Genomic DNA, 22,611 nt, shown 5'->3' with positions numbered 1-22,611 from the left:
TGTATGACATCGGCTGGGTCTCGAGCTCGAGCATGGTGGTCCAGGACAACGACCGTTCGCCGTCTGAGGTCAGCGTGACCGCGAACCAGTGGGTCTTCGAGGCCGGCAGGGCTGTGTTCACGCTCAGCGCCTACCCGAAGCCGCTGGAGCCGCTCGAGGTGAGCGTGACAGCCAGCCAGCGGGGCGACTTCGCCGACTCGCACTACCTCGACGCCCAGGACAACTACAAGTGGAAGACACAGCTGGGCCGCCGGACGGTCACCATCCCGACCTCCGGGTCGGCGGAGTTCACTGTCAGCACCGAGAGCGACCGCGTCGACGAGCCGTCGGGCGCCATCGATCTGGCGATCAACGCGGGTAAGGGCTACACGATCTCGCCGGCGCGGGGCTCGGCCTCGACGCCGGTGTTCGACAATGACGGCACAGCCGGCACGACGCCCGAGATCGGCATCGGCATGCACCACACAGGCGCGATCGGCGAGGGCGGCAACGCCATCTTCGCGGTCTACGCCGATCCGCCGCCGGCGTCGGCGCTGACCGTGAGCGTGACGGTCAGCGATCCGGGCGACTTCGCCGGCTCGGGCCAGACGGGCGTGCGGACGGTCACGATCCCCGCCGGCGGCCGCGATGCCTACGTGGTCGTGGGCACCGTCAACGACGGTGCCGCCGAGTCGAGCGGATTCATCACCGCGACTCTGGACGCGGGCACGGGCTACACGCGCTCGTCGGTCAACGGCGCGGCGAAGGTCTGGGTCTCCGACGACGACACGGTCGAGGACGATCCGGCGCTGATCGTGCCGGCGCTCAGCATTTGGGCCGGCGCGGACGTGACCGAGGGCGGCACGGCCAGCTTCACGCTGACCGCCGACCCGCCCCCGACAGAGGATCTGACCGTCTACCTGCGGGTCAGCCAGGACGGCAAGTTCGCCGCGGGCGCGACCGGCAAGCAGACCGTGACCATCCCCACCACAGGCACAGCGACCTACACCGTGGCCACCGACGACGACGAGGTCTACGAGGCGGACGGCGCAATCAGGGTCTACGTCAGCAACGGGCCGGGCTACACCGTGTCGGCCGACGCGGCCGAGGCGTCGGTCGCCGTGTCGAACGACGACGATCCGGAGGGCTCGGTGATCAGCGTCACCGCCGGCGCGGGCGTCACCGAGGGCGGCTCGGCCAGTTTCACCGTGACCGCCGATCCGGCGCCCGAAGAAGCGGTGACCGTGACCGTCACGGTCACCCAGACCGGTGACTACGCCGCCGCGGGCACGACCGGCACCCACACGGTCACGATCCCAACCACGGGGTCGGCCGCCCACAGCGTCGCCACGACCAACGACGACACCGACGAGTCCGACGGCGCGATCACCCTCACCCTGAAGGAGGGCGAGGGCTACACCGTCTCCTCCGAGCATGCCGAGGCCTCGGTCGCGGTCGCCGATGACGACGACCCCGATGTGCCCGAGATCAGCGTCACCGCGGGGTCGGGCATCACCGAGGGCAGTTCTGCCGCCTTCACTGTCACCGCCGACCCCGCGCCGACGGCGCCGCTGACGGTGACCGTGACGGTCTCCCAGACGGGCGACTTCGGTGCGGCGACGGGCACAGCGACGGTGAACATACCCACGACAGGATCGGCGCAGCACACCGTGGCCACGGTCGGCGACGAGGCCGACGAAGCCGACGGCGCCGTCACCGTGACGGTGAACGCGGGCACGGGCTACACCGTCTCCGCGGCGCAGGGCGCGGCATCGGTGGCGGTCGCCGACGACGACGACCCCCCGGCCGAAGACGACGACGAGCTGCCCGCCACTGTGCCCGAGATCAGCGTTGTTGCCGGTTCGGGCATAACTGAGGGCGCCAGCGCGTCGTTCACCGTGAGCGCCGCGCCCGCGCCGTCGGCGCCGCTGACGGTGTCGGTGACGGTTATCGAGAGCGGCGACTTCGGCGCCGCGGCCGGACCGGCGACGGTGGTGATCCCCACCGGCGGCAGTGTCACCCACACGGTGGCCACCGCCGGCGACAGCACCGACGAGCCCGACGGGTCGCTCACCCTCACCTTGAGGGCAGGCAGCGGCTATGCCGTGTCGTCGGGCAGGCCCGCAGCGACGCTGGCCGTCGCCGACGACGACCAGCCGGCGCAGACTCCGCCGCCGGTGTGCCGCACGACCGACACGGCGTTGCTCGCGCGGGTCGCCGCCAAGACCGGCGACCCGTGGAACGGCGCCCGCCCCGACCTGGTTGACACGTTCGGGCGCGCCCATGCCACGATGCTGGGCACCGACACCTACACCGTGGCCGCGCTCAAGGCCCGCCCCGACCGCCAGAGCCCCAACTGGCAGGGCGCCGGCCCCAACGCGCTCTGGCAGGCGATCTACGCCGAGCTCGACAGCCTCGAGGCGTGCCGCGCCACAGCCCAGACCCCGCCGCCGCCGGCGGTTGTGCCGCAGGTCAGCGTCACCGCCGGGGCGGGCGTGACCGAGGGCGGCTCAGCCGGCTTCACCATTTCGGCCAGCCCGGTGCCGTCCTCGGCGCTGAGCGTGGTGGTGACCGTCACCCAGGCCGGCGACTTCGGCGCCGCGGTGGGCGCGCAGGCGGTGGTGATCCCCACCGGCGGAACCACGGCCTTCAGCGTTGCCACCGCCGGCGACGGTGCCGACGAGCCCCACGGGTCGGTCACGCTCACGCTCAACGCCGGCAGCGGCTACACCGTGTCCGCGACCAGCGGATCGGCCGCGGTCGCGGTCTCCGACGACGACGACACGCCCCAAGACCCCGACACGCCCCAAGACCCCGACACGCCCGACGACGACCCGGGCACGCCCGACACCGATCCCCCCGACGACCCTCCGCCCCCGCCCGTCCCCGACCCCGATCCTGAGATCAGCGTGACGGCGGGCAGCGGGATCACCGAGGGCCAGAGCGCTGCGTTCACCGTCTCGGCGAGTCCGGCCCCGAAGACGCCACTGACGGTCACCGTCACCGTCACCCAAGCCGGCGACTTCGGCGCCACGACCGGAACGAAGACTGTCGTGATCGGAACCGGCGGTGCCAAGACCGTCAGCGTCGCCACCGCCGGCGACAGCGCCGACGAGGCCGACGGGTCGGTCACACTCACCGTGAACACGGGTAGCGGCTACACCGTCTCCTCGTTGCAGGGCGCAGCCACGGTGACCGTCGCCGACGACGACGTGCCCGAGATCAGCGTCACCGCCGGGCCGGGCATCACCGAAGGCGGCTCCGCGGTGTTCACCATCACCGCCAGCCCCGCGCCGGCCAGCCCGCTGACCGTCACCGTGACGGTCGCCCAGACCGGCGACTACGGGGTGACGCCCGGCGCCCGCACCGTCGTTGTCCCAACCGGCGGCGCCGTGAAGCTCGCCGTGGCCACCGCCGGCGACAGCACCGACGAGCCCGACGGGTCGGTCACGCTCACCGCCAACGCCGGAACCGGCTACACCGTGTCCTCGCAGAACACCGCCACCGTGACCGTCGCCGACGACGACCAGCCCCCGCCGCCTCCTGCGGGCCGGCAGATCAAAGTCACCGATGCCGTCGCCGCCGAGGGTGCCAGGCTGCGGTTCGCCATCACCCTCACTGAGACGTTCTGGCGCACCATCACCGTGGACTACGAGGTCCGCGGCATAACCGCCGAGCAGGGCGCCGACTGGCACATACCCCGCGCCACCGGCACGGTGAGCTTCCGGGGCGGCCAGACCTACCAGGAAATCAGCGTCCTCGCCCTGCCCGACAACCGCGCAGAAGGCGACGAAACCCTCCAGATCACCCTGTCCAACCCCCGAGGCCCCGCCACCCTCGCCAACACCACCGCCACCGGCACCATCAGAGACACCAGCTGAACGCGGACAAGCTCAGCAAGATGCTTCGCAGCCCGGGCCGATCTCAGGATGCGGCGGTGCTCAGCACGCCGCACACGCCCAGCGTCAGCGCCTGGGTTACTGAGCCATTTCGGCAATTATCTTGAGGACGATTTCTAAACTATCTGCTGGACAGTTTTGTAACTAGTGCTACCCTGAGATGGGTCGCAGGCCGAATTGTCGGGTGGCCGGCTCACAGCTGTCTCCGGATGGCTTGAGGGCGAGCCAGGCCCGATACCCGCCTCGCCGCTGACCAAGGCCGACTCCACCTGCGCCCCATCAACACCCTCTGGTCCGCGTGACTGCTGCCCGCCCAGGCCGCGCGGGCATGGCGGTGATGCCGTTGAACCACACGCTGTTCAACGGCGTGGGAGGCCCGGCCAGCTCGATATCGGGAAGCTGTCGGTACAGCTCGCCGAGCACGCATCGGAGCTGGGTGCGGGCCAGCGAGGCGCCGAGGCAGAAGTGGGGGCCGGTGCCGAAGGCCAAGTGGGCGTCGGCGTTGGGACGGAGGATGTCGAAGCGGTTGGGGTCTTCGAACACCTCCTCGTCGCGGTTGGCCGATATGTACGACAGGTAGACCTTGTCGTCCTTGGCGATGGTGGTGCCCCGCAGTTCGATGTCGCAGGTGGCGGTGCGGCAGAACTGCATGACCGGCGGGGAGTGCCGCAGCACCTCTTCTATCGCGTTGGGCAGCCGGCCGTCGAGGTCTTCGAGCAGCAGCTCCCTTTGGTCGGGGTGCTCGTCCATCAGGCGCACGAAGTGGGCGGTGGTGTTGCGGGTGGTCTCATGGCCGGCGATAGACAGGGTGAGGAAGAACTGGGTGATCTCATCCCTCGTCAGCTGCCGGCCGTCCACCTCGCCGTGCAGGTACTTCGACAGCATCGTGTCGTCTTGGAGACCGCCGCGAGACTGCACAACCTCATCGAGGAACAAGTACAGGTCGATCATGGTCTGCTCGAACTGCTCGTTGAACTCGAAGTTGGCCACGTCGTTGCCCAGTCGCAGATACGCCTCCCGCTTTTCTTGGGGGACGCCCATAAGCTGGCACAACAGGATCATCGGCAGCTCCGCGGCCACCTCGAAGACGAACTCCACCTCGTCTCGGGCGGCCATTTCCGCCACGACGTCTTGGGCTTGCTCGCGGATGAAGGGCTCTAGGCTCGCGATCTTGCGGGGGGTCAGTCCGGGTTGCACGAGGCGCCGGTACTGGGTGTGCTGGGGCGGGTCCATGCCCATCAGCCCCGCTCGTTGGGCGTTGAGCGCATCCGGGTTGTCCTTGGGGTTGGTCCACAACACGGAGTTCTCCCAGGCCGAGAACCGCACCGGGTCTTTCGAGGCCATGGCCACGTCGTCGTATTTCGACAGCACCCAGAAGCCCGGGCACCGGTAGCGGGGATTCTGGGGGCTGGGCGGGGGATTCCACCAAACCGGCGCCTCCCGCCGCAGCATCTCGAAGTACTGGTAAACGGGCGATCCATGGCGGCTCATATCGGCATGGCTGGCCAGATTGATGTCGCCCGGCTTGAGTGTCATGCGGACACCCCCCTTTTTCGCTCCGGTTGTGGAAGGCTTCCAGCGCGGCCACTCCCTCTATGGTCGCCGGCCAATGCTTGACCGCAAACCGCGAGATGTCAAGCGGGGGTGACCGAGTCGGCGCCTCTCTCCAAGAGCCCACTCACACCGCGGCGGTGAGCCGGGGGAGATCAGGCTCGGCGCCGGCGGTGATGCGGGCGGCCACCACCCCGTCGGGGCGCACCAGCACGTCCTCGCCGGATCGGTAGAGGTCGCTGTCCAGAGTGTGCTGGGGCAACTCGAAGACCGCGACGGGGAATCCGCGGGCCTCCAGCCCGCGGGCCTGCTCGACGGCGGCGCTGAGCCCTCCATCGGCCAACAGCACATAGGTTTCGCCAAACAGGTCGAGCACCGAGCGGGTTCGGGTGTCGTCCAGCCACACATGGGGGGCCCGACGACCCGATCGCACCACCGGCGCGAAGTCGACCAGCTCGTTGGCAACTGCCGGCGGCGGGTCGGGGTCGGCCCGGCACAGCTCAGAGCGGTACTCGGTGCCCAGGATCATGCCTTGGAAGTTCCCGTATTGCCTCAGCTTGAAGGCGGCCTCGGCGACATCGCCGCCCCGCATGTGGGTGCGGTACAGCTCGCCGGCCAGCCGGGCGTTGCCCACCGAGGCTTGGCGGGTGCGCTCGGCTTGGGGGCGCCGCTCGGTCTCGTAGCTGTGGAGGATGTCGGCGGAGGCGGCGCCCCCCAAGACGTAGGCGAGCTTCCACGCCAGGTTGTGCATCCCGTGGTACCCGAGGTTCATGCCGTATCCGCCGGTGGGGAACAGCATGTGGGCGGCATCGCCGGCCAGGAACACCCGGTTGGCGCCGAACGTGTCGCACAACTGGGCCTCGGGGTTCCACGGGGCGATGCTCTCGAGCTCGAGCTCGAGCTCGCCCTCGGTGTCGCCGATGGCGCTGCGGATCCACTCCACGCACAGCTCCTCGGTGATCTCGCTCGGATCAACGGGGGGATTGAAGGTGGTGCATTGGGCCCGCCAGCGGGTCTTGCCGTCGAGGGGCTGGAACAGCCCGTAGCCCTTGGAGTGGTAGACGAACAACAGCGCGCCGATGCGGTCCTTGACCCAGGGTGACATGTCGGCGTGGTAGAACACGTCTTGGATCTGCAAGGGATTGACGTCGCCCTCCAGCAGCCGCCCCCCGATCAGAGCCCGAACCGTGCTGGCGCGCCCGTCGGCGCCGATCACGTAATCGGCGGTGAGCGCGGTCTCCTCCCCAGACCGGAGGTCGCGGATGCGAACCCGGCACCCGTCAGCGTCTTGTTCCAGCCCGACGAGCTCGGTGGCGAACCTGACATCGGCGGTCGAATACGACCGGGCGGCGTCGTGGAGGATGGCCTCGACGAGATCCTGGGAGGTCATCACCGGGATGGTGGGGCTGTAGGGCTGGGGCACCGAGTGGTAGCTCTCAGTGGGAAGCCGCCACACCTCGGGGTCGGAGAAAGTGGTCGAGTACCGCACGCTTTGCACCCACTCCGGGGGCAGGCCCCCGCTGATGATGTCGTCGGCCAAGCCGATCTGGCGGAAAATCTCTATGGAGCGGACGTCGATGAACCGGGCCCGGGGGTGGGTGCTGGTTGTCTCCCGCCGGTTCACCAACAGCGATCCGATCCCGAACCGCGACAGCATGATCGAGGCGGTCAGCCCGATCGGCCCGCCGCCCACCACCACAACCGGCACATGCACCGCCACCCGCTGATCCTCACCCGCCAGCCAAAGGTTCGTCAAGCGCTTCCCTCCACCCGTCAATGCTGCTGGGGTCGCCGGGTGTTAGGTGGCGCGGAAAATGGGTTAATATTTGCCGCATGGCGCTTGCGATCTCTGAAGAACATCAGTCCCTGGCCGAGACGGTGGCCGCGTTCTTGGCCGACCGGGAGGCGCTCGCGGCGGCGAGAGCGCTGCTCGAGGCGCCCGAGGAGGCCTTGCCGGCATGGCAGAGCGAGGTCGCCGAACTGGGCTGGAGCGGTGTACACGTCAGCGAGGACCATGGCGGATCGGGCTATGGATTGGCCGAGCTCGCGGTGATCGTTGAGGCGTTCGGCGCCGCGGTGGCGCCGGGGTCGTTTGTCCCGACCGCGATAGCGGCCGCGTTCATCGACCGCGGCGGCGACGCCGCCATGCAGGCGGCCCACCTGCCGGGCCTAGTCGACGGGACAGCCGCCGCGGCCATCGCGCTCGACCACGAGGGGCTGCGACTGGCAGACGGCCACCTCAGCGGGACGGCATCGCCGGCCCTGGGCGCCGAGTCGGCCACCCTGCTGGTTGCCGCGGTGGGCGAAGACGTGGCCATCGTCGAAATCGACGAGTTCACGCCGCGCAGCACGCCGAAGAACATCGACCCGACGCGGCGCTGCATCGCGCTCGAGCTCGAAGAGGCGCCCGCGGCGGTGGTGGCCGGCGGGCGGCGGCGCCTGGTGGATCTCGCCCGCACGATTCTTGCCGCAGAAGCTGTGGGGGTCGCGAGAGCCTGCACTGGGCATGCCGCGGCCTATGCGCGCGAGCGCGAGCAGTTCGGCCGCCCGATCGCGATGTTCCAGGCCGTCAAGCACCACTGCGCGAACATGCTGGTAGCGACGGAGCTCGCCACGGCGGCACTGTGGGACGCGTCTCGGGCCGCAGACGAAGGCGACCGCGAGCAGTTCGCCTATGCCGCCGCGGTGGCCGCAGCTCTCGCGGGCCCGGCTGCCGACCTATGCGCGAACCTCAACATCCAGGTACACGGCGGTATCGGCTACACGTGGGAACACGACGCGCACCTGTATCTGCGACGGGCGCTCGCCCTGGGCGGCCTCATCGACTCGCCGGCCGCGAGCCGCGATGTCGCCGAGATGTTCGACCGGGGCATCCGGCGCGAGATCGCCATCGAGTTGCCCCCCGAGGCCGAGGCCATGCGCGGCGAGATCGCAGAGTTCGCCCGACGCACGGTGGAGCTCGACGCCGAAGAGCTTCGCCGCGCCCTGGTGGACACCGGCTATGTGATGCCGCACTGGCCCTCGCCGTGGGGGCGCGGCGCCAGTCCGGTTGAGCAGCTTGTAATCGAAGAGGAGTTCGCGGCGGCAGGGCTTTCCCGCCCCGAGTTCGGCATCACAGGCTGGGTGCTGTTGACGCTCATCCAGCACGCCACCGCCGATCAGCTCGAGCGGTGGGTCCGGCCAGTGCTCGACGGCGAGTTCATCTTCTGCCAGCTCTTCAGCGAGCCCGACGCGGGCTCGGATGCGGCTGCGGTGAAGACACGCGGCACCCGGGTTGACGGTGGATGGCTGGTGACCGGCCAGAAGGTTTGGACCAGCGGCGCCCACGAGGCCAGGCTCGGGTTCGCCACCGTCCGGACCGACCCCGAGGCCCCCAAGCACGCTGGGGTGACCATGATGGTGATCGACATGGAGGCCACTGGGGTGGAGGTGCGACCGCTTCGTCAGATCACCGGTTCCAGCGACTTCAACGAGGTGTTCTTTGATGAGGTCTTCGTTCCCGACGACGATGTGGTCGGCGACGTGGACTCCGGCTGGACGGTGGCCCGGGCGACTCTTGGGAATGAGAGCGTGTCCATTGGCGGCGGCGGCGCCGACCTTCTCGACCCGGCAGTGGCGATGTTGAAGATGCATGCAGACCACCCCGATCGTCTTGTCGGCGGCGCCAGCCGGATCGGCCGCTATGTGGCTACTGTCGGAGCGCTCCAGATGTTGAACCTGCGCAGCACGGTTCGGGCGGTGGAGGGCGCCGACAGGGGCCCAGAGGGTGCGGTTACGAAACTGGTGCTATCCGAGCTCGGCCACGATGCCGCAGCCATCTTTTCTGAGCTTGCCGGTTCCGAGGCCGTGTTCGCCGACAAAGCGACCGCGGTTCGCCTGTACCACCGCGGGTTCTCGATTGCGGGTGGGACGTCGGAGATCAAGCGGAACCAGATTGGCGAGCGCATCCTGGGCCTGCCCCGCGACCCGCTGTTGAAGTAGCTCGATCTCTGCGGTCGCTCCCCGCCTCGCCGACATGGGGCGGGGCGGTGGTCAGGTGATTGCGCCGTCGATCTTGAGCTGGATCAGCTCGTCGTCGGTCCTGCCGAGCCCGCGGATGATTTCGTCGGTGTGCTCGGCGAACTGCGGGGCGCGGCTGATGGCGAAGGGCTGCTCGTCGAACTGGACCGGGCTGGAGACGAGCTGTTGCGGATTGCCGTTCTCGTCGAGCACCGAGAGGATGTAGTTGTTGGCCTGGACCTGGGGATCGGCGGCGACTTCGAGGGGGGTCTGGACGAGCGCCCACTGGCCCTCAAGGGTTAGGAAGCGCTCGGCCCAGTAGGAGTAGGGCTGGGTAGCGATGGCGTCGGCGACGATCTGCCCTGCTTCGGCGGCATTCTGCATCAGGCCCTCGGCAGTCCCGAACCGGGGGTCGTCAATGGCGTCGGGCCGGTCGATGTGCCGGCACACGTCGGCCCAGTATCGGCCGGCCTGGAGCATGGTCAGGTTGACGAAGCGGTGGTCGGCGGTCCGGAACGTCCCGACGATTGGGTTGAACCGCATCCACGAAGGCCCGTCGAGGGTCTCGGGGACGAGGTCTTGCTCCAAGAGGAGAGCGCTGCTGAGGGCGAGCGCGGTGGCCCAAGTGGCGGTGGACAGCAGCGAGACGTCGACAATGCTGGTCTCGCCGGTGCGCTCGCGCTTGAGGAGGGCCGCGGCGATGCCGCCCGCGATGGTCATGCCGCCCATGGAGTCGCCATAGGCGCCGGAGGGCATGTCGGCGACCCGTGGCGAGCCGGTGGGGGTGGCGCCGTAGGCGCTGCCGCCGCGGCACCAGAAGACGCTGAAATCGTAGCCGCCGTTCTCGGCTTCGGGCCCCTGGGGGCCCAGAGCCGACCCGCGGGTATAGATGATGTCGGGGTTCACGGCTCTGATGTCGTCGGGTTCGAGGCGGAGCTTGCGCCGAGCAGCGGGCAAGAAGTTGGTCACGAAGACGTCGGACTCGGCGATGAGCTCGTCGAGGATCGCCCGCCCGCCTTCGGTCTCGAGCGCCAGCCCGATGCTCTTCTTGCCCCGGTTCGGGTGCTCCATGAGCGGTTGAAACGAGCCGGCGCCCGCGCCGCCGGTGCCCAGCTTGAGCCCGCGCTGGGCGTCGCCGCGAACCGCATGCTCCACCTTGATCACCTCGGCGCCCCAGTCGGCGAGCACCGCGCCCGCCGCGGGCGTGAACGTGAACTGGGCCACCTCGACCACCTTCACGCCGTCCATTGGTCCGGTCATCGGTTCCTCCTTCGTTGGTGCTGCTCGATCAGCATAAGCCAGGTCTGCGCGCCGCGGTGCTCTTCTCCCGTCCCACGCGCCTATCCACGCAGCCCCTCAGAAGTCGGTGCCGCCGTCGATGTTGATCGTTGCCCCCGACAGGTATGGTGCGCGTTCTGAGAGCAAGAAGACGATCAGCTCGGCCACCTCGTGGGGCGCCCCGAGTCGTCGGGCGCCGGAGGTCAGTCCCCATTCGGCTTCGGCAAAGGCATACAAGGGGTCGCCGTCGCCATCGCCGTAGCGCTCTTGTGCGGCGGCCCGAACCGGAGCGAGTGCGTGGGTCTCGATGGCGCCGGGGCACACACAGTTGGCTCGCACCCCGCGGTTGCCGTAGGCCTTGGCGATTGATTTGGTAAGCGCGACGACCCCGCTCTTGGCCGCGGCATAGGGCGTGAGGTGGGCCTTGGGGGAACGCACTGAGTGTGCCGCCACCGTCACGATCCGGCCGCCTCCGCCTTCGATCAGGTATGGGAGCGCGGTGCGACAGGCACGAGTGGTCAAGAGCAACTGGACTTCAAGGTGCTCATACCAGGCATCGTCGTCGAGGTCGAGGAAATCGCCGCGGGGTCCCATCGGGCCCGCCACCGTCGCCAGTCCCGCAAGCGGTCCGAGTGCCTGCACCGCCGCCTTGATGGCATTGGCGACCGCGGCTTCATCGTTGGCGGGCAGGGCACCGCCGAAGGCCGCGACGTTGTGGCGGTGCCCGAGCTCGTTGGCGACCTCGAGCGCTCGGTCGGGGTCTCGGCCCAACACGGCAACCCGGGCGCCTTCGGCCGCGAGAATCTCAGCGGTGGCGCGGCCCATGCCCCGGGTGCCGCCCAACACGATATGGGTTTGGCCGGCTATGCCGAGATCCACGACGGGCCTCCCCGGTTGACGCTCTCCGCCTCCTCGGGCGCTAGCCCGATGCTCTTGTTGCCCCGGTTTGGGTGCTCCATGAGCGGTTGAAACGAGCCACTCATCGGTTCCCCCTCATTGTCATGGTTCCTGTTGCCATGGTTCAGGTGGCAGGCACGATCAAAGAAATATTACCCTATTTATAGTGATGGATGTCGAGGAGTTCCGCTCCGCCGTTCGGGCCTGGCTGGAAGGTCGCTATGGAGTGCTGCCTCCCGGTGCTGACGATGAGCGGCTCGACACTATCGGGCGAACCCCCGATGGCCACGAGGCCGCGGCCGAAGAGGCAAGGCGGTTTCAGCGGGAGCTGCACGCAGCAGGCTTCGCGGGGGTCGATCTGCCCGAGGAGTACGGCGGGAAGGGGTTGAGTCGGGCCCATGCCCGGGTGCTGTCCCAGGAGCTGCTGCGACACGACACGCCGTCGTTGCGTCCCCTCGGGGTGGGCTCGACATTGGCGAAGGCCACGCTGCTCGCATCGGGGAGCGAGGAGCAGAAGAGGCGCTTTCTTCCGGGCATCGCGAGCGGCGCCGAGCAATGGTGCCAGCTGTTCTCTGAGCCCGACGCCGGTTCGGATCTGGTGTCGCTTCGGACCAGAGCCGTCCTCGATGGCGACGAGTGGATCATCGACGGCCAAAAGGTGTGGTCGTCGTATGCCGCCGATGCTGATTTCGGGATGTTGCTGGCCCGAACTGATCCTGATGCGGAGCGTCCTCACGCGGGGATCACGATGTTCATATTGCCGATGGCCGCCGACGGGGTTCAAGTGCTCCCGCTCGTGGACATAACCGGGGGCCGGCACTTCAACGAGGTGTTCATCAAAGGGGCGCGTATCGCGGCCGATGCGGTGCTCGGCGAGGTCAACAGCGGTTGGGCGGTGTCGTCGGGAACACTGAGCGGCGAACGCTCGGGGTACATGGGCGGCTCGGGCGATGGCCGCCGACGCCGTCAAGTGATCGGCGCGGCGCGGGCAGGGGGAAGGATCGATGACCTTGTGGCTCGGCAGCGGATCGCCCGGGTGGTCAGCGCCGAGCGGATCCTCGAGCTCCTTCGGGGCCGGTACGTGAACCGGACATTGTGCGAGGGAAACGGCGCGGCGGGATCGATGTTGAAGATGGCGGCCGGCTCGCTGGAGCAAGAGGCGGCAGAGCTTGTGGCCGACCTCGAGGGCCCGGCGGCACAGGCGTGGGACCCAACCGCACGCGATGGTGACATAGCCAGCCACGGGGTCAACGCGTCGAGACAGAGTCGCATCGCCGGGGGCACCCATCAGATCCAGCGGAACTTGCTGGGCGAGCGGGTGCTCGGCCTTCCCCGCGAGCCCCGGGCGTGACCCCTTACGAGGTGGATGCCGTTAGGAAGGCCAGGGTCGATCGGGCGCTGGTCGTGGCAATCCGGGCGTGACCCATTACGAGGCGGCGGCGTCAGGCTGAGAAGGTGATCGGCACCTCGTTGGAGGTCCGCCGACTGGTGAACGCCATTTGCCCGCGCCAGTGCTCGGTGGCGCCGACAACATCGCCGTCCTCGATGTAGTCGACCAGCGCCCGGTATGAACGGACGGCTCGTCGCATCATGCGCTGGGGTGTGACCGCGGCGCGGTCTTCGTAGTAGCGGCTGACCAACTCGTGCAGTAGCTGGGAGATGATGGTCAGCGCGGAGTTGGCGCTGCGCTCAATGAGGGTCTCATGTACCCGGGCTGCTGCCTGGCCGAACGCGGCCGTGTCGTTGGCCTCCGCGGCGATGTGAGCTGCTTGAATTGCTGCGCTCAGCGCGTCGAGGTCGGCCTCGGTGTGCTTGTGGGCCAGTTTTCCAGCGGCACTCGGCTCGATCATCATGCGCACTTCGGTGAGGTCGCCCACGGTGGCGCCTTCGAGTTGGAGGGCGATTGCCAGCGCCGTGCGAGTGGGATCGAGATCGGGTTTCGTTACCACCGGCCCGCCGCCGCGGCCGCGTCGAACCTCAATGAGGCCTTGGGACTCGAGCACCCGAAGCGCTTCGCGCAGGGTTGTGCGGGCGATGCCGAAGAGCTGGTTCAGCTCGTCCTCAGGGGGCAGTTGCTCTCCGACGGCGAGTTCACCGGACACGATGCGTCGACGCAGTTCCTCGGCCACGAGTTCATGGGTTTTCTTGCCGGTCTCGGTCGGCAGCGTCAGATCGATCACAGCGCTCCTCCACCGCCTTGGTCGGGAGAACTGGCGTCCTCCTGGTCGGAGCGGGAGAAGTCGGGGGGACGCTTGTCGAGCCAGGCGCGCACCGCTTCTCGGTGGTCGGGCGTTCGAGCCGACTGGCTCATGCGGCGCGATTCCCGGGGGAGCGCTTCTGAGAGCGGGAGATGGAGTGCGTCGCGCACGTTCTCTTTCATGAATGCGTGGGCCTGTCGGGGACCAGCGGCGAGCTCGCGGGCCCAGCTCAGCCATGCATCGGCGAAGTCGCCGTCGTCGGCAACCCGGTTGACCAGGCCCAGGCTGAGGGCGGTCGGCGCGTCCACCTTGGCGTTGGCGATGAGGATCTCCAGAGCCTTCGAGGCCCCGACGAGGCGGGTGAGAAACCACGGTCCGCCGAAGTCGCCGCTGAAGGCGAGTCGTGCCCATCCGGGGATGAGCGAGGCCGACGAGGCCATGATCCTGAAGTCGCAGGCAAGCGCGAGGGCCAGCCCGGCGCCGACCGCGGCTCCGTTGACCGCGGCCAGCGTCAGCTTCGGCGACTCGTGGAGGAGCCGCGCGGTTTGCGCGTCGGCGAGGAGCGCGCTGGTGGTCTCATCGACGTCAGGCGGTGGACGGTCGCCGCGGCGCTTCCCACCGCCGCGGACGTCGCCTCCGGCACAGAATCCCTCGCCGGCGCCGGTGATGGCGATGCAGCCGACGGCGTCATCGGTGGCCCACTGGCGCAGGCTGGTCTGGATGGGCTCGTACATGTCGCGGTGCAGCGCGTTGCGCCGCTCAGGACGGTTGAGGGTGATGAGACCGACACCGTCGGCCACCTGGAGTTGGACGACCTCGGGGTTCGGCAAGCCATCAGTGGTCATTGGCGCGATCCTCCCGGTGGCCCGAACACAGAAACACTAACCCGATTTCGACCCGGCCACCCTGCCTGCAAATAGGTTAGTATTTCTGTTCGTGGCCGGGCGCAGCGGAGCTAGCAATATGTGGGACCAGCCGCTCGGGTTCTGGAACATCGCCGAACACCATCCGGACGCGGCGGCGGTTGTGGCGTCTCCCGACGGGGCCCGCACCTACGGAGAGGTCGCGGCAGAGGCACACCAGCTTGTGTACGCACTGCGGGCGCACGGTCTCACCGAGGGAGCAATCGTGGGCGTCTTGGCGCCCAACGGCGTGCTGCCGATTACCGTCGCGCTGGCCTGCCATGAGGCGGGCTGGTACCTGACTTTGGTCAACGGGTACCTGACCGGCGCCGAGGTGGCGGGGATTGTCGAGCATGCGCACGCCGACGCGCTGATCGTGCATGAGCAGCACGCCGACCTGCTTGAAGGCGCCGAAGGGGGGCGCATTGCGGAGTTGACGGAGGTGTTCGGCGTCGGCGATGTGCCGGCAGCGGCGTCGCTCGACGAGCTTCGGGACGGGCATCCGACTGCGGTTCCCGGCGAACGGAGCGCAGGCGGCGCGATCGTGTACTCGTCGGGCACCACCGGCCAGCCGAAAGGGATCGTTCGCAAGGCCGCCGGCGGCGACCCCAACAAAGACTTGCAGCGCGCGTCGGTGTTCGGGAGGGCGTTCGACTTCCGGCCGTTCGAGGGCCCCCACCTGGTGTCCACCGCGATGTACCACGGGGGTTCCCACGCCTACTACATGGGGGCGCTCAACGTTGGCCACGCCCTGGTCATCATGGGCCGGTTCGACGCCGAGGAGGCGCTCTCTTTGATTGAGCGCCACGGCGTGCGCTCGGCCTACATGGTGGCGACGCAGTTCCATCGGATGTTGAAGCTGCCCGAGGAGGTGCGGGCCCGCTATGACGTGTCGAGTATGAGGTCGGTCGTGCATTCGGCGGCGCCCTGCCCGGTGTCGATCAAGCAGCAGATGATGGACTGGTGGGGCCCGGTGCTGTGGGACACCTACGGCGGCATGGAGGGCGCGGCCACCATTGCCAAGCCCCATCGCTGGCTGGAGAAGCCCGGAACGGTCGGGCGAGCGGTGCGCGGCGTGGAGCTGGCGGTCTTCGACGACGACGGCAACGCTTTGGGCCCCAACGAATCGGGCCACATCTATTTCCGCACCGTCGCGGGTTTCTCCTATCACCGCGACCAAGACCTCACCCGCCAAGCGCACCGGGGCGACATGTTCACCATCGGCGACGTCGGGTACCTCGACGACGACGGCTACCTGTTCATCCATGACCGGGCCAAGGACATGATCATCAGCGGCGGCGTCAACATCTACCCGGCCGAAGTGGAGGCCGTGCTGCTCGAGCATCCCGCCGTCGACGACGTAGCCGTGATCGGCGAGCCCGACGAGGACTGGGGTGAGCGTGTGGTGGCCGTGATCCAGCCATCCGAGGCTGAGTCGCGGTCTGGGCTCGAAGCGGCCCTCGCGGTGTACTGCGAGGACAAGCTGGCGGCGTTCAAGCGGCCCCGTCGCTATGAGTTCCGCGACGCGCTGCCCCGAAACGACGCGGGCAAGATCTACAAGCGCCAGATTCGCGACGAGTTCTGGGGCGAGTCCAGCGAGAAGGTCTGATTGGATGGAGTGCGATCGGGGCAGGGGTGAGCGGGTGAAGCCGTCGGCTGGACAGTTCAGCCGCCATCGGCTTAAATGGGTCAGTATTTTTCGAGGAGGATGTCGATGAGCGACACCCACGAGTCGCTGAAGGTCGATGAGGGTCTCGAGGCCGAGATCGAGAAGGCTCTCCGCCATGAGCTGACCGACGACGACATCGAGCGGGCCCGGAAGCTGCTGGGCTACTACGCGGCCCGCAAGATCAGCGAGCACATCACCCAGGCGACCCCAGACGCTTTGCGCAACTGGGCCTTTGGGGTCGGCGACGACAATCCCCTCTACACCGATCCGACCTATGGCCAAGGCACCCGGTGGGGATCGCAGATCGGCCACGGCACCCAGGTCGGCTTCATCAAGACGCCGATGCTCGGCGACCGCACACCCGATGAGATCAAGGAGGCGGGCAAGAGCCTGTTCCGCGGGGTCCATGTCTTCGTGTCCGGCGGAACCTGGGACTGGTACCGGCCCCTGTACCCCGGCGACCGCCTCTACGCGTACGCGGGCCAGGAGAGCCTTGAGGTCAAGGAGTCGGAGTTCGCCGGCCGGTCGGTTATCCGGGTGATGCGCGACGTTTTGGTGGATCAGCGGGGCGGCGTTGTCGGCGTCTACCGGATACTGACGGTCAACACCGAGCGCAGGGAGTCCCGCTCGCGGGGCAAGTACGCCGACATCGAGCCGGCCACCTATACCGACGAGGACTATGAGCGCATCGACGCCATCTACGCCCAGGAGGGGCCGCGTGGCGCTGAGAAGCGGTTCTGGGAGGACGTGGAGGTCGGCGACGAGCTCGACCCCATGGTCAAGGGCCCGCTCACGGTCACCGACATCCACGCCTTCCACATGGGCGGCTACGGCATGGTGCCCTATGGGCTGCGTGCGGGGCGGATGGCCTACAAGAACCGCAACCGGATCAAGCCGTTCTACGTGAAGAACGAGCACGGTGTCTACGACGTGGCCCAGAGGCTGCACTGGGACTCGGAGTGGGCCAAGGGCATCGGCAACCCGATGGCCTACGACTACGGCGTCATGCGCCAAGCCTATTTTTACCACCATGTGTCGGACTGGGCGGGCGACGACGCATGCATCGTGAAGCTCGAGGACTCGATCCGGAAGTTCAACTACATCGGCGACACGCAGTTCTTGGCGGGCAAGGTGTCCGACAAGCGACAGGAGGACGGCCACTGCCTGGTGGATTTGGAGCTGCGCATGGTGAACCAGCGAGACGTTGAGACGGCGTTCGGGTCGGCGACAGTGGCCTTGCCGTCGCGCCAAGCCGGCCTGCCGGTGTTCCGGGCGGTGCCGCCAGAGCTTCAGCGCGAGGCGGCCTCTATGTTCGCCCGCCATTGCGAGCTGGGGGCAGAATGAGGCCGATGACGCCACCCGTGAAATTGCCAGCCTCGTCTTCCCAGCCGATAGGGGCGCCCCGTGGCTGACCAGATCGTCGAGTGGGACTTCGACCACAACACCGACGAGGCCCTGCTCGATCACATGTGGCGCCGATGGGACGAGCTTCGCGAGCAGAGTCGGTTCATCAAGACCACGAACGTGGGACCCGACGACGTGTGGGTCATGACCTACTTCGACGACGTCCATGAAGCGCTGCGGGACTACGAGTTGTTCTCCAACGTCTCGGTGACGATCAACGAGGAGGTGGGAGCGCATCGCTTCATCCCCGAGGAGCTCGATCCGCCCGAACACGGCAAGTATCGCCAGATCCTCACTCCGTGGTTCGCTCCGGCCGCCGTCGATGCAATGGAGGGGCGGGTCCGCTCGCTGTGCGTCGAGCTGATCGAGCGCTTCGCCGCCGACGGCCGATGCGATGTGGCCACCGACTTCGCCCGAGTGTTCCCGACCACGATCTTCATGGAGATCATGGGATTGCCGGTGGAGCGGTCTGAGCAGCTGGTGCAATGGGCGGAAACGATGATGCACACGCCAGCGGAGGAAGACCCCGACGGGGCAGTCCGAATGCAGGCGGCGATGGAAGTGATGGGAATGCTGGGCCAGCTGGCGGCCGAGCGGCGCGCCGAGCCCCGCGACGACCTGATCTCCGCGCTGATCGCGGCTGAGATCGACGGCGAGCCGATGGGCGAGCAGGAGCTGCTCCAGATGAGCATTTTGCTCTACATGGCCGGGCTCGACACCGTGGCCGGCGAGTTGAGCGCGTTCTTCCACCATCTGGCCACCCACCCCGAAGATCGCCGGCGCATCGTCGATGAGCCGGCGGCGATCCCGAACGCGGTGGAAGAACTGCTGCGCGCCTACTCGATCGTCAGCCCCGGCCGGGTGGTGACCCGCGACGTCGAATGGAACGGCTGCCCGATGAAGGCCGGCGACAGGGTGCTGTTGCCCACCGGGGCGGCCAACCGCGACCCGCTGGCTTTTCCAGACGCGACCGCGGTCGACATCGACCGGGCCAAGAACCGCCATGTTGCCTTCGGCGCCGGCCCCCATCGCTGTGTGGGCTCGAATCTGGCCCGCATGGAGCTGGTGATCGCGATGGAGGAATGGCACGCCCGCATCCCCGACTACCGCATAGACACCACCGAGCCCCTCCGCTTCCACTCCGGGGGGGTTGCCGGCTTCACTCGACTGCCGCTCGTCTGGGAGACCTGACAACCCGACCTTTCACAGGAGGACCGCCCCGATGCCACTGCCCGAAGACGCCCAGCTCATCTCGGTCGACGACCACGTGGTCGAACACGCCAACGTCTGGCAGGACAGGCTGCCGGACAAGTACAAGGAACTCGGGCCGCGCGTGGAGCGCAATGAGTTCGGCCACGATATCTGGCACTACGAGGGCAAGACCTTCGCCAACATCGGCCTCAACGCTGTGGCGGGCAAACCTCGCGAAGAGTACGGGATCGAGCCGACGGCCTACGAGGACATGATCCCGGGCTGCTACGACCCCCGCGAACGCGTCAAAGACATGGATCTCGACGGGATCCAGGCCCAACTCTGCTTCCCGAGCATGCCGGGATTCGCGGGCTCGACGTTCTTCGGGATGGACGACAAGGACCTCGCGCTCGCTTGCGTACAGGCCTACAACGACTGGCACATCGAGGAATGGTGCGCGGCAGCGCCGGAGCGGTTCATCCCGCTCGTGCTGGTACCGATGTGGAGTCCCGACGAGGCAGCCAAGGAGATCGAGCGGACGGCAAAGATGGGCGCTAAGGCCATCTCGTTCAGCGAGGCCCCGCACCGGCTCGGCCTGCCGTCATTCAACTCCGACCACTGGGACCCGGTCTTGGCGGCGGCTCAGGAGCACTCCATGCCCCTGTGCCTGCACTTCGGGTCGGGCGGCGTCCCCGACACCTCGCCGGACGCGCCGTTTGCCGTTGCGATCGCGCTGTTCGGCATGAACTCGCAGTTCACCACGACCGAGCTGCTGTTCTCGCCGGTGTTCCGGAAGTTCCCAGACCTGCGAGTGTGCCTGTCGGAAGGGGGCATCGGTTGGATTCCCTACTTGCTGGAGCGCTGCGATTACACCTGGGAGCGGCATCGGCACTACCAGAACCTCGAGTGGCAGGTTCCCCCGTCAGAGGTCTTCCGCGATCACATCTTCGGGTGCTTCATCAGCGACGACGCCGGCATAGCGGCCCTCGACCGCATCGGCGTCGAACAGGTCATGTGGGAGTGCGACTACCCGCACTCCGACAGCAACTGGCCGAACAGCCGCAAGCTGTTGGCAGAGTCGCTGCGCCACTTGCCCGACGACCAAGCGCTCGCGGTCGCGGAGACCAACGCTCGCCGGGTGTTCAACTTCACCGGGGGCCGGTAGGGGCGGTGCCTTGGCCACCCCGCGGCACCGGTTTCTTGACCTAGGCGAAGCTGCCCATCTATTTTCAAAACTGCTATGTGGACGGCTAGCCGCCGCAGAGGAGGGATGCAACCCATGAGCAAGAGTATGTGGAAGAGGCTGCTGGCCGTCTTGGCATTGATCAGTTTGGTTGCTGCTGCATGCGGCAACGACGACGATCCCGACACGTCGAGTCCTGCGGCTGGCACCGAGGCGCCGGCCGCAAACGAACAGCAGGCGGAGGGGCCCAGCGGGGCGGAAACCGAGCCGGAACCGGCCGATGAGGCCCCCGACAGCGGGGAACCCGATGCCGAAGAGTCCGACATGGCCGACACGGAGGCCCCCGCGCCGGAGACCACATCGGACTTGTTCGGCGAGCCGAACCCGGCCACGGGAGAGCCGCTCAAAGTCGGGTTTGTCAGCGATGGCCGTTCAGACGCCATCGACAACTCGGCGGAGATCCCGGCCGCGCAGGCCGCCGCGGCCTACGCCAACGACTATCTGGGCGGGGTAGCAGGGCGCCCGATCGAGTTCATCACCTGCGAGACGGGGCAGACTCCGGCGGGCGCCCAGGATTGCGTGGCCGAGCTTGCCCAGGCGGGCGTGGTCGCCATCCTGAACGGAGTCTCGGGCCAGGGCGAGGTGCTGTCGGCCCAGGCGAACGAGGCCGGCATCCCCTACGTGGCCAACGGCGGCCTTTCCCAGGCGATCTTCAACGCGCCGATGTCGTTCGTCATCGGCAACGGGCTCGGCGCTCTGGTCGGACCAGCGGCAGTGGCGTCGGAGAAAGGGCTGACCAAGGTGGGCATCATCGTGATCGACGTGCCCGCGGCCGTGGAACCCGTCAGCCAGGCGGCGCCGTTGTTCTACGGGAACGTGGGCGTCGAAGCAGACATCATCGCGGTCGCCCCCGGGACGCCGGACATGACCCCCCAGGTTCAGGCCGCGATCATCAACGACGCCCAGCAGTTCGCCATCATCGGCGACGAGACCTTCTGCATCTCCGCGATGCAGGCCATCCAGACGCTCGGCTTCGAGGGCGAGACAATCGTGGTCCGCACCTGCATCGGCGAGGCCACGGTCGATCAGGTAGATGTGGATGGGATCCGCGTGGTCACCGGAACCTCGGACGACATGAGCGACCCCGAAGTCGCGCTCTATCACGCGGTGATGGACGAGTACGGCGGCACCCTCGACACCATCGCGGAGGGCGGCTACTCCGCCGTCCTGTCATGGGTGCGGGCGATGGCCGGCCACGGCGACAGCGAGGTGACGCCGGAGTCGGTGGTCGAGACGATGTTGGCCATGGAGCCCGCTCCGCTGCCCATCGGCGCGCAAGGCTCGACCTTCCAGTGCAATCGGATGGCCGTGGCCATTGCCCCCGCGATCTGCTCGCCCGGCTTCGCGATCTACACGCTCGACGAGAACGGCAGAGGGACCGGCACGAGCTTCCTCGACTTGACAGCCGTGCTGACTTTGGGCGGCTGACAACGGCTGGCGAAGGTTGTGCGGTGGCTGGCGTGCATTCTGTGTGTCGCCGTGGTCGGCGTGGTGGCGTCGTCGGATGTGGCCGCTCAGGACGGGTCGAACACGGCGACTCTGGGGCCGTGCGATGATGGCTGGGTAGCGCCGACCCCGACGGTGGTCGCGGTCACCGCGGTGCCGATTGTGGTCGCTTCGACCACCGCTGACTATTTCGTGCTGTATCGCAAGCATGACCGCGGGGGCGGCACGGTTGTGCATATTCCGGTGGCGGTCACCCGCGGCGAGGCGGGCACGACCGCCTTGTCGGACAATCTGGCCCCGTTGGGCGCCGACCAGTACCGCGTCGAGAAGTATCAGATCGACAGTCCGGCCGATGTGGACGGCGACTGCGTCGATGACGTGGCGGAGCTTGCCGATGTGGGTTATCGGAGTCCGACGAACCCTGGTTTTCCTGCTTATGCCGACCACGGAAGTGTCGCTCTCCCGGACCGGGCGGCATTCGAGAAATTCTCGTATCGGGGCGAGCAGCCCGGCAGCAGCGACAAACACCTGGTGGATGTGGAGATCCTGAAGTTCATCGTCGTCAACATCTACTCCGACAACCCGAAGTTCTGGTTTCAGAACACCACCCGCCACAGAGGACATTGGAGCGGGTGGGGCTTCCGCCAAGCTGGACTGTCGAGGGTCCTTCGGTGCTGCTATAGCGGTGTTGGGTACGGCGTAATTGCCTTTCATCCGAATGTGGTGGCGCCGGATGGTTCTCTGGGGGTCTATCGGTGGGAGTTCCAGCCGTGGGATTCGTATGATTTCCGCGAGGTGGAGCGGGTGCATGAGGCGCTGGCTGCGGCTATGCCGTTCATCGAGGACAATCTGGCGTACTACCCGTTTGCCGGAACACGGCCCCGTCAGAAGTACGAGGCCCAGAAGGCGTTGTATGACGGGTCTCGGGTGGATGTGTTGTTGGATAGGGATATTT

The 22,611-nt window shown here is 67.7% G+C and carries 15 protein-coding genes; 9 read left to right on the top strand and 6 right to left on the bottom strand.

All coding sequences use genetic code 11. The features are described 5' to 3' along the window. Nucleotides 1-113 precede the first annotated feature (113 nt). A complete protein-coding gene (locus OXG55_04460) occupies nucleotides 114-3,860 on the top strand; it encodes a hypothetical protein (GenBank protein MCY4102509.1) in 3,747 nt (1,248 codons plus the stop codon). Nucleotides 3,861-4,157: 297 nt separating this feature from the next. Here OXG55_04460 and OXG55_04455 read toward each other — a convergent pair whose 3' ends face one another. Both OXG55_04455 and OXG55_04450 read right to left on the bottom strand, forming a co-directional pair. Then, entirely contained in the window at nucleotides 4,158-5,414 is a 1,257-nt protein-coding gene (locus OXG55_04455) for a cytochrome P450 (protein MCY4102508.1), read from the bottom strand. A 142-nt stretch (nucleotides 5,415-5,556) separates the two neighbouring features. Beyond that, nucleotides 5,557-7,185 (bottom strand): FAD-dependent monooxygenase, encoded by a 1,629-nt coding sequence (locus OXG55_04450; protein MCY4102507.1) that lies wholly within the window; start codon nucleotides 7,183-7,185, stop codon nucleotides 5,557-5,559. Between the two features lie 77 nt (nucleotides 7,186-7,262). Here OXG55_04450 and OXG55_04445 point away from each other — a divergent pair, with 77 nt between their 5' ends. Further along, nucleotides 7,263-9,410, top strand: coding sequence for an acyl-CoA dehydrogenase (locus tag OXG55_04445; GenBank protein MCY4102506.1), 2,148 nt, complete (start codon nucleotides 7,263-7,265; stop codon nucleotides 9,408-9,410). A gap of 51 nt (nucleotides 9,411-9,461) precedes the next feature. Here the strand turns inward: OXG55_04445 and OXG55_04440 are convergent, their stop codons facing one another. Then, nucleotides 9,462-10,688: a CoA transferase gene (locus OXG55_04440; protein MCY4102505.1), complete on the bottom strand. Its 1,227-nt coding sequence runs from the start codon at nucleotides 10,686-10,688 to the stop codon at nucleotides 9,462-9,464. Nucleotides 10,689-10,784: 96 nt separating this feature from the next. After that, nucleotides 10,785-11,585 carry an SDR family oxidoreductase gene (locus tag OXG55_04435; protein MCY4102504.1) on the bottom strand — a complete coding sequence of 267 codons (801 nt, stop codon included), beginning with the start codon at nucleotides 11,583-11,585 and terminating at the stop codon, nucleotides 10,785-10,787. Nucleotides 11,586-11,772: 187 nt separating this feature from the next. Here OXG55_04435 and OXG55_04430 point away from each other — a divergent pair, with 187 nt between their 5' ends. Beyond that, on the top strand, nucleotides 11,773-12,954 hold the full coding sequence (locus OXG55_04430; GenBank protein ID MCY4102503.1) for an acyl-CoA dehydrogenase family protein: 1,182 nt from the start codon (nucleotides 11,773-11,775) through the stop codon (nucleotides 12,952-12,954). A gap of 91 nt (nucleotides 12,955-13,045) precedes the next feature. On the opposite strand, the gene OXG55_04425 is transcribed toward OXG55_04430, so the two are convergent. Next, entirely contained in the window at nucleotides 13,046-13,783 is a 738-nt protein-coding gene (locus tag OXG55_04425; protein MCY4102502.1) for a GntR family transcriptional regulator, read from the bottom strand. After that, nucleotides 13,780-14,646: an enoyl-CoA hydratase-related protein gene (locus tag OXG55_04420; protein MCY4102501.1), complete on the bottom strand. Its 867-nt coding sequence runs from the start codon at nucleotides 14,644-14,646 to the stop codon at nucleotides 13,780-13,782. Before OXG55_04420 ends, OXG55_04425 begins: the two co-directional genes overlap by 4 nt. A gap of 118 nt (nucleotides 14,647-14,764) precedes the next feature. Between OXG55_04420 and OXG55_04415 the strand changes: the two genes are divergently transcribed. The 6 genes from OXG55_04415 to OXG55_04390 all read left to right on the top strand — a co-directional run. After that, nucleotides 14,765-16,312 (top strand): AMP-binding protein, encoded by a 1,548-nt coding sequence (locus OXG55_04415; GenBank protein MCY4102500.1) that lies wholly within the window; start codon nucleotides 14,765-14,767, stop codon nucleotides 16,310-16,312. Between the two features lie 105 nt (nucleotides 16,313-16,417). Then, a complete protein-coding gene (locus tag OXG55_04410) occupies nucleotides 16,418-17,716 on the top strand; it encodes a MaoC family dehydratase N-terminal domain-containing protein (GenBank protein MCY4102499.1) in 1,299 nt (432 codons plus the stop codon). 60 nt (nucleotides 17,717-17,776) lie between these two features. After that, nucleotides 17,777-18,967, top strand: coding sequence for a cytochrome P450 (locus OXG55_04405; protein ID MCY4102498.1), 1,191 nt, complete (start codon nucleotides 17,777-17,779; stop codon nucleotides 18,965-18,967). Between the two features lie 31 nt (nucleotides 18,968-18,998). Next, nucleotides 18,999-20,132, top strand: a complete 1,134-nt coding sequence (locus OXG55_04400; GenBank protein ID MCY4102497.1) for an amidohydrolase family protein — start codon at nucleotides 18,999-19,001, stop codon at nucleotides 20,130-20,132. Nucleotides 20,133-20,516: 384 nt separating this feature from the next. After that, nucleotides 20,517-21,638: an ABC transporter substrate-binding protein gene (locus OXG55_04395; protein MCY4102496.1), complete on the top strand. Its 1,122-nt coding sequence runs from the start codon at nucleotides 20,517-20,519 to the stop codon at nucleotides 21,636-21,638. A 51-nt stretch (nucleotides 21,639-21,689) separates the two neighbouring features. After that, a partial coding sequence (locus tag OXG55_04390) for a hypothetical protein (GenBank protein MCY4102495.1) occupies nucleotides 21,690-22,611 on the top strand: 922 nt, incomplete at its 3' end.

This window comes from bacterium (assembly GCA_026708055.1).
GTDB lineage: Bacteria > Actinomycetota > Acidimicrobiia > Acidimicrobiales > CATQHL01 > VXNF01.
Note: the sequence above shows the minus strand (reverse complement) of the source record. Positions and strands in the feature narration are given on the sequence as shown.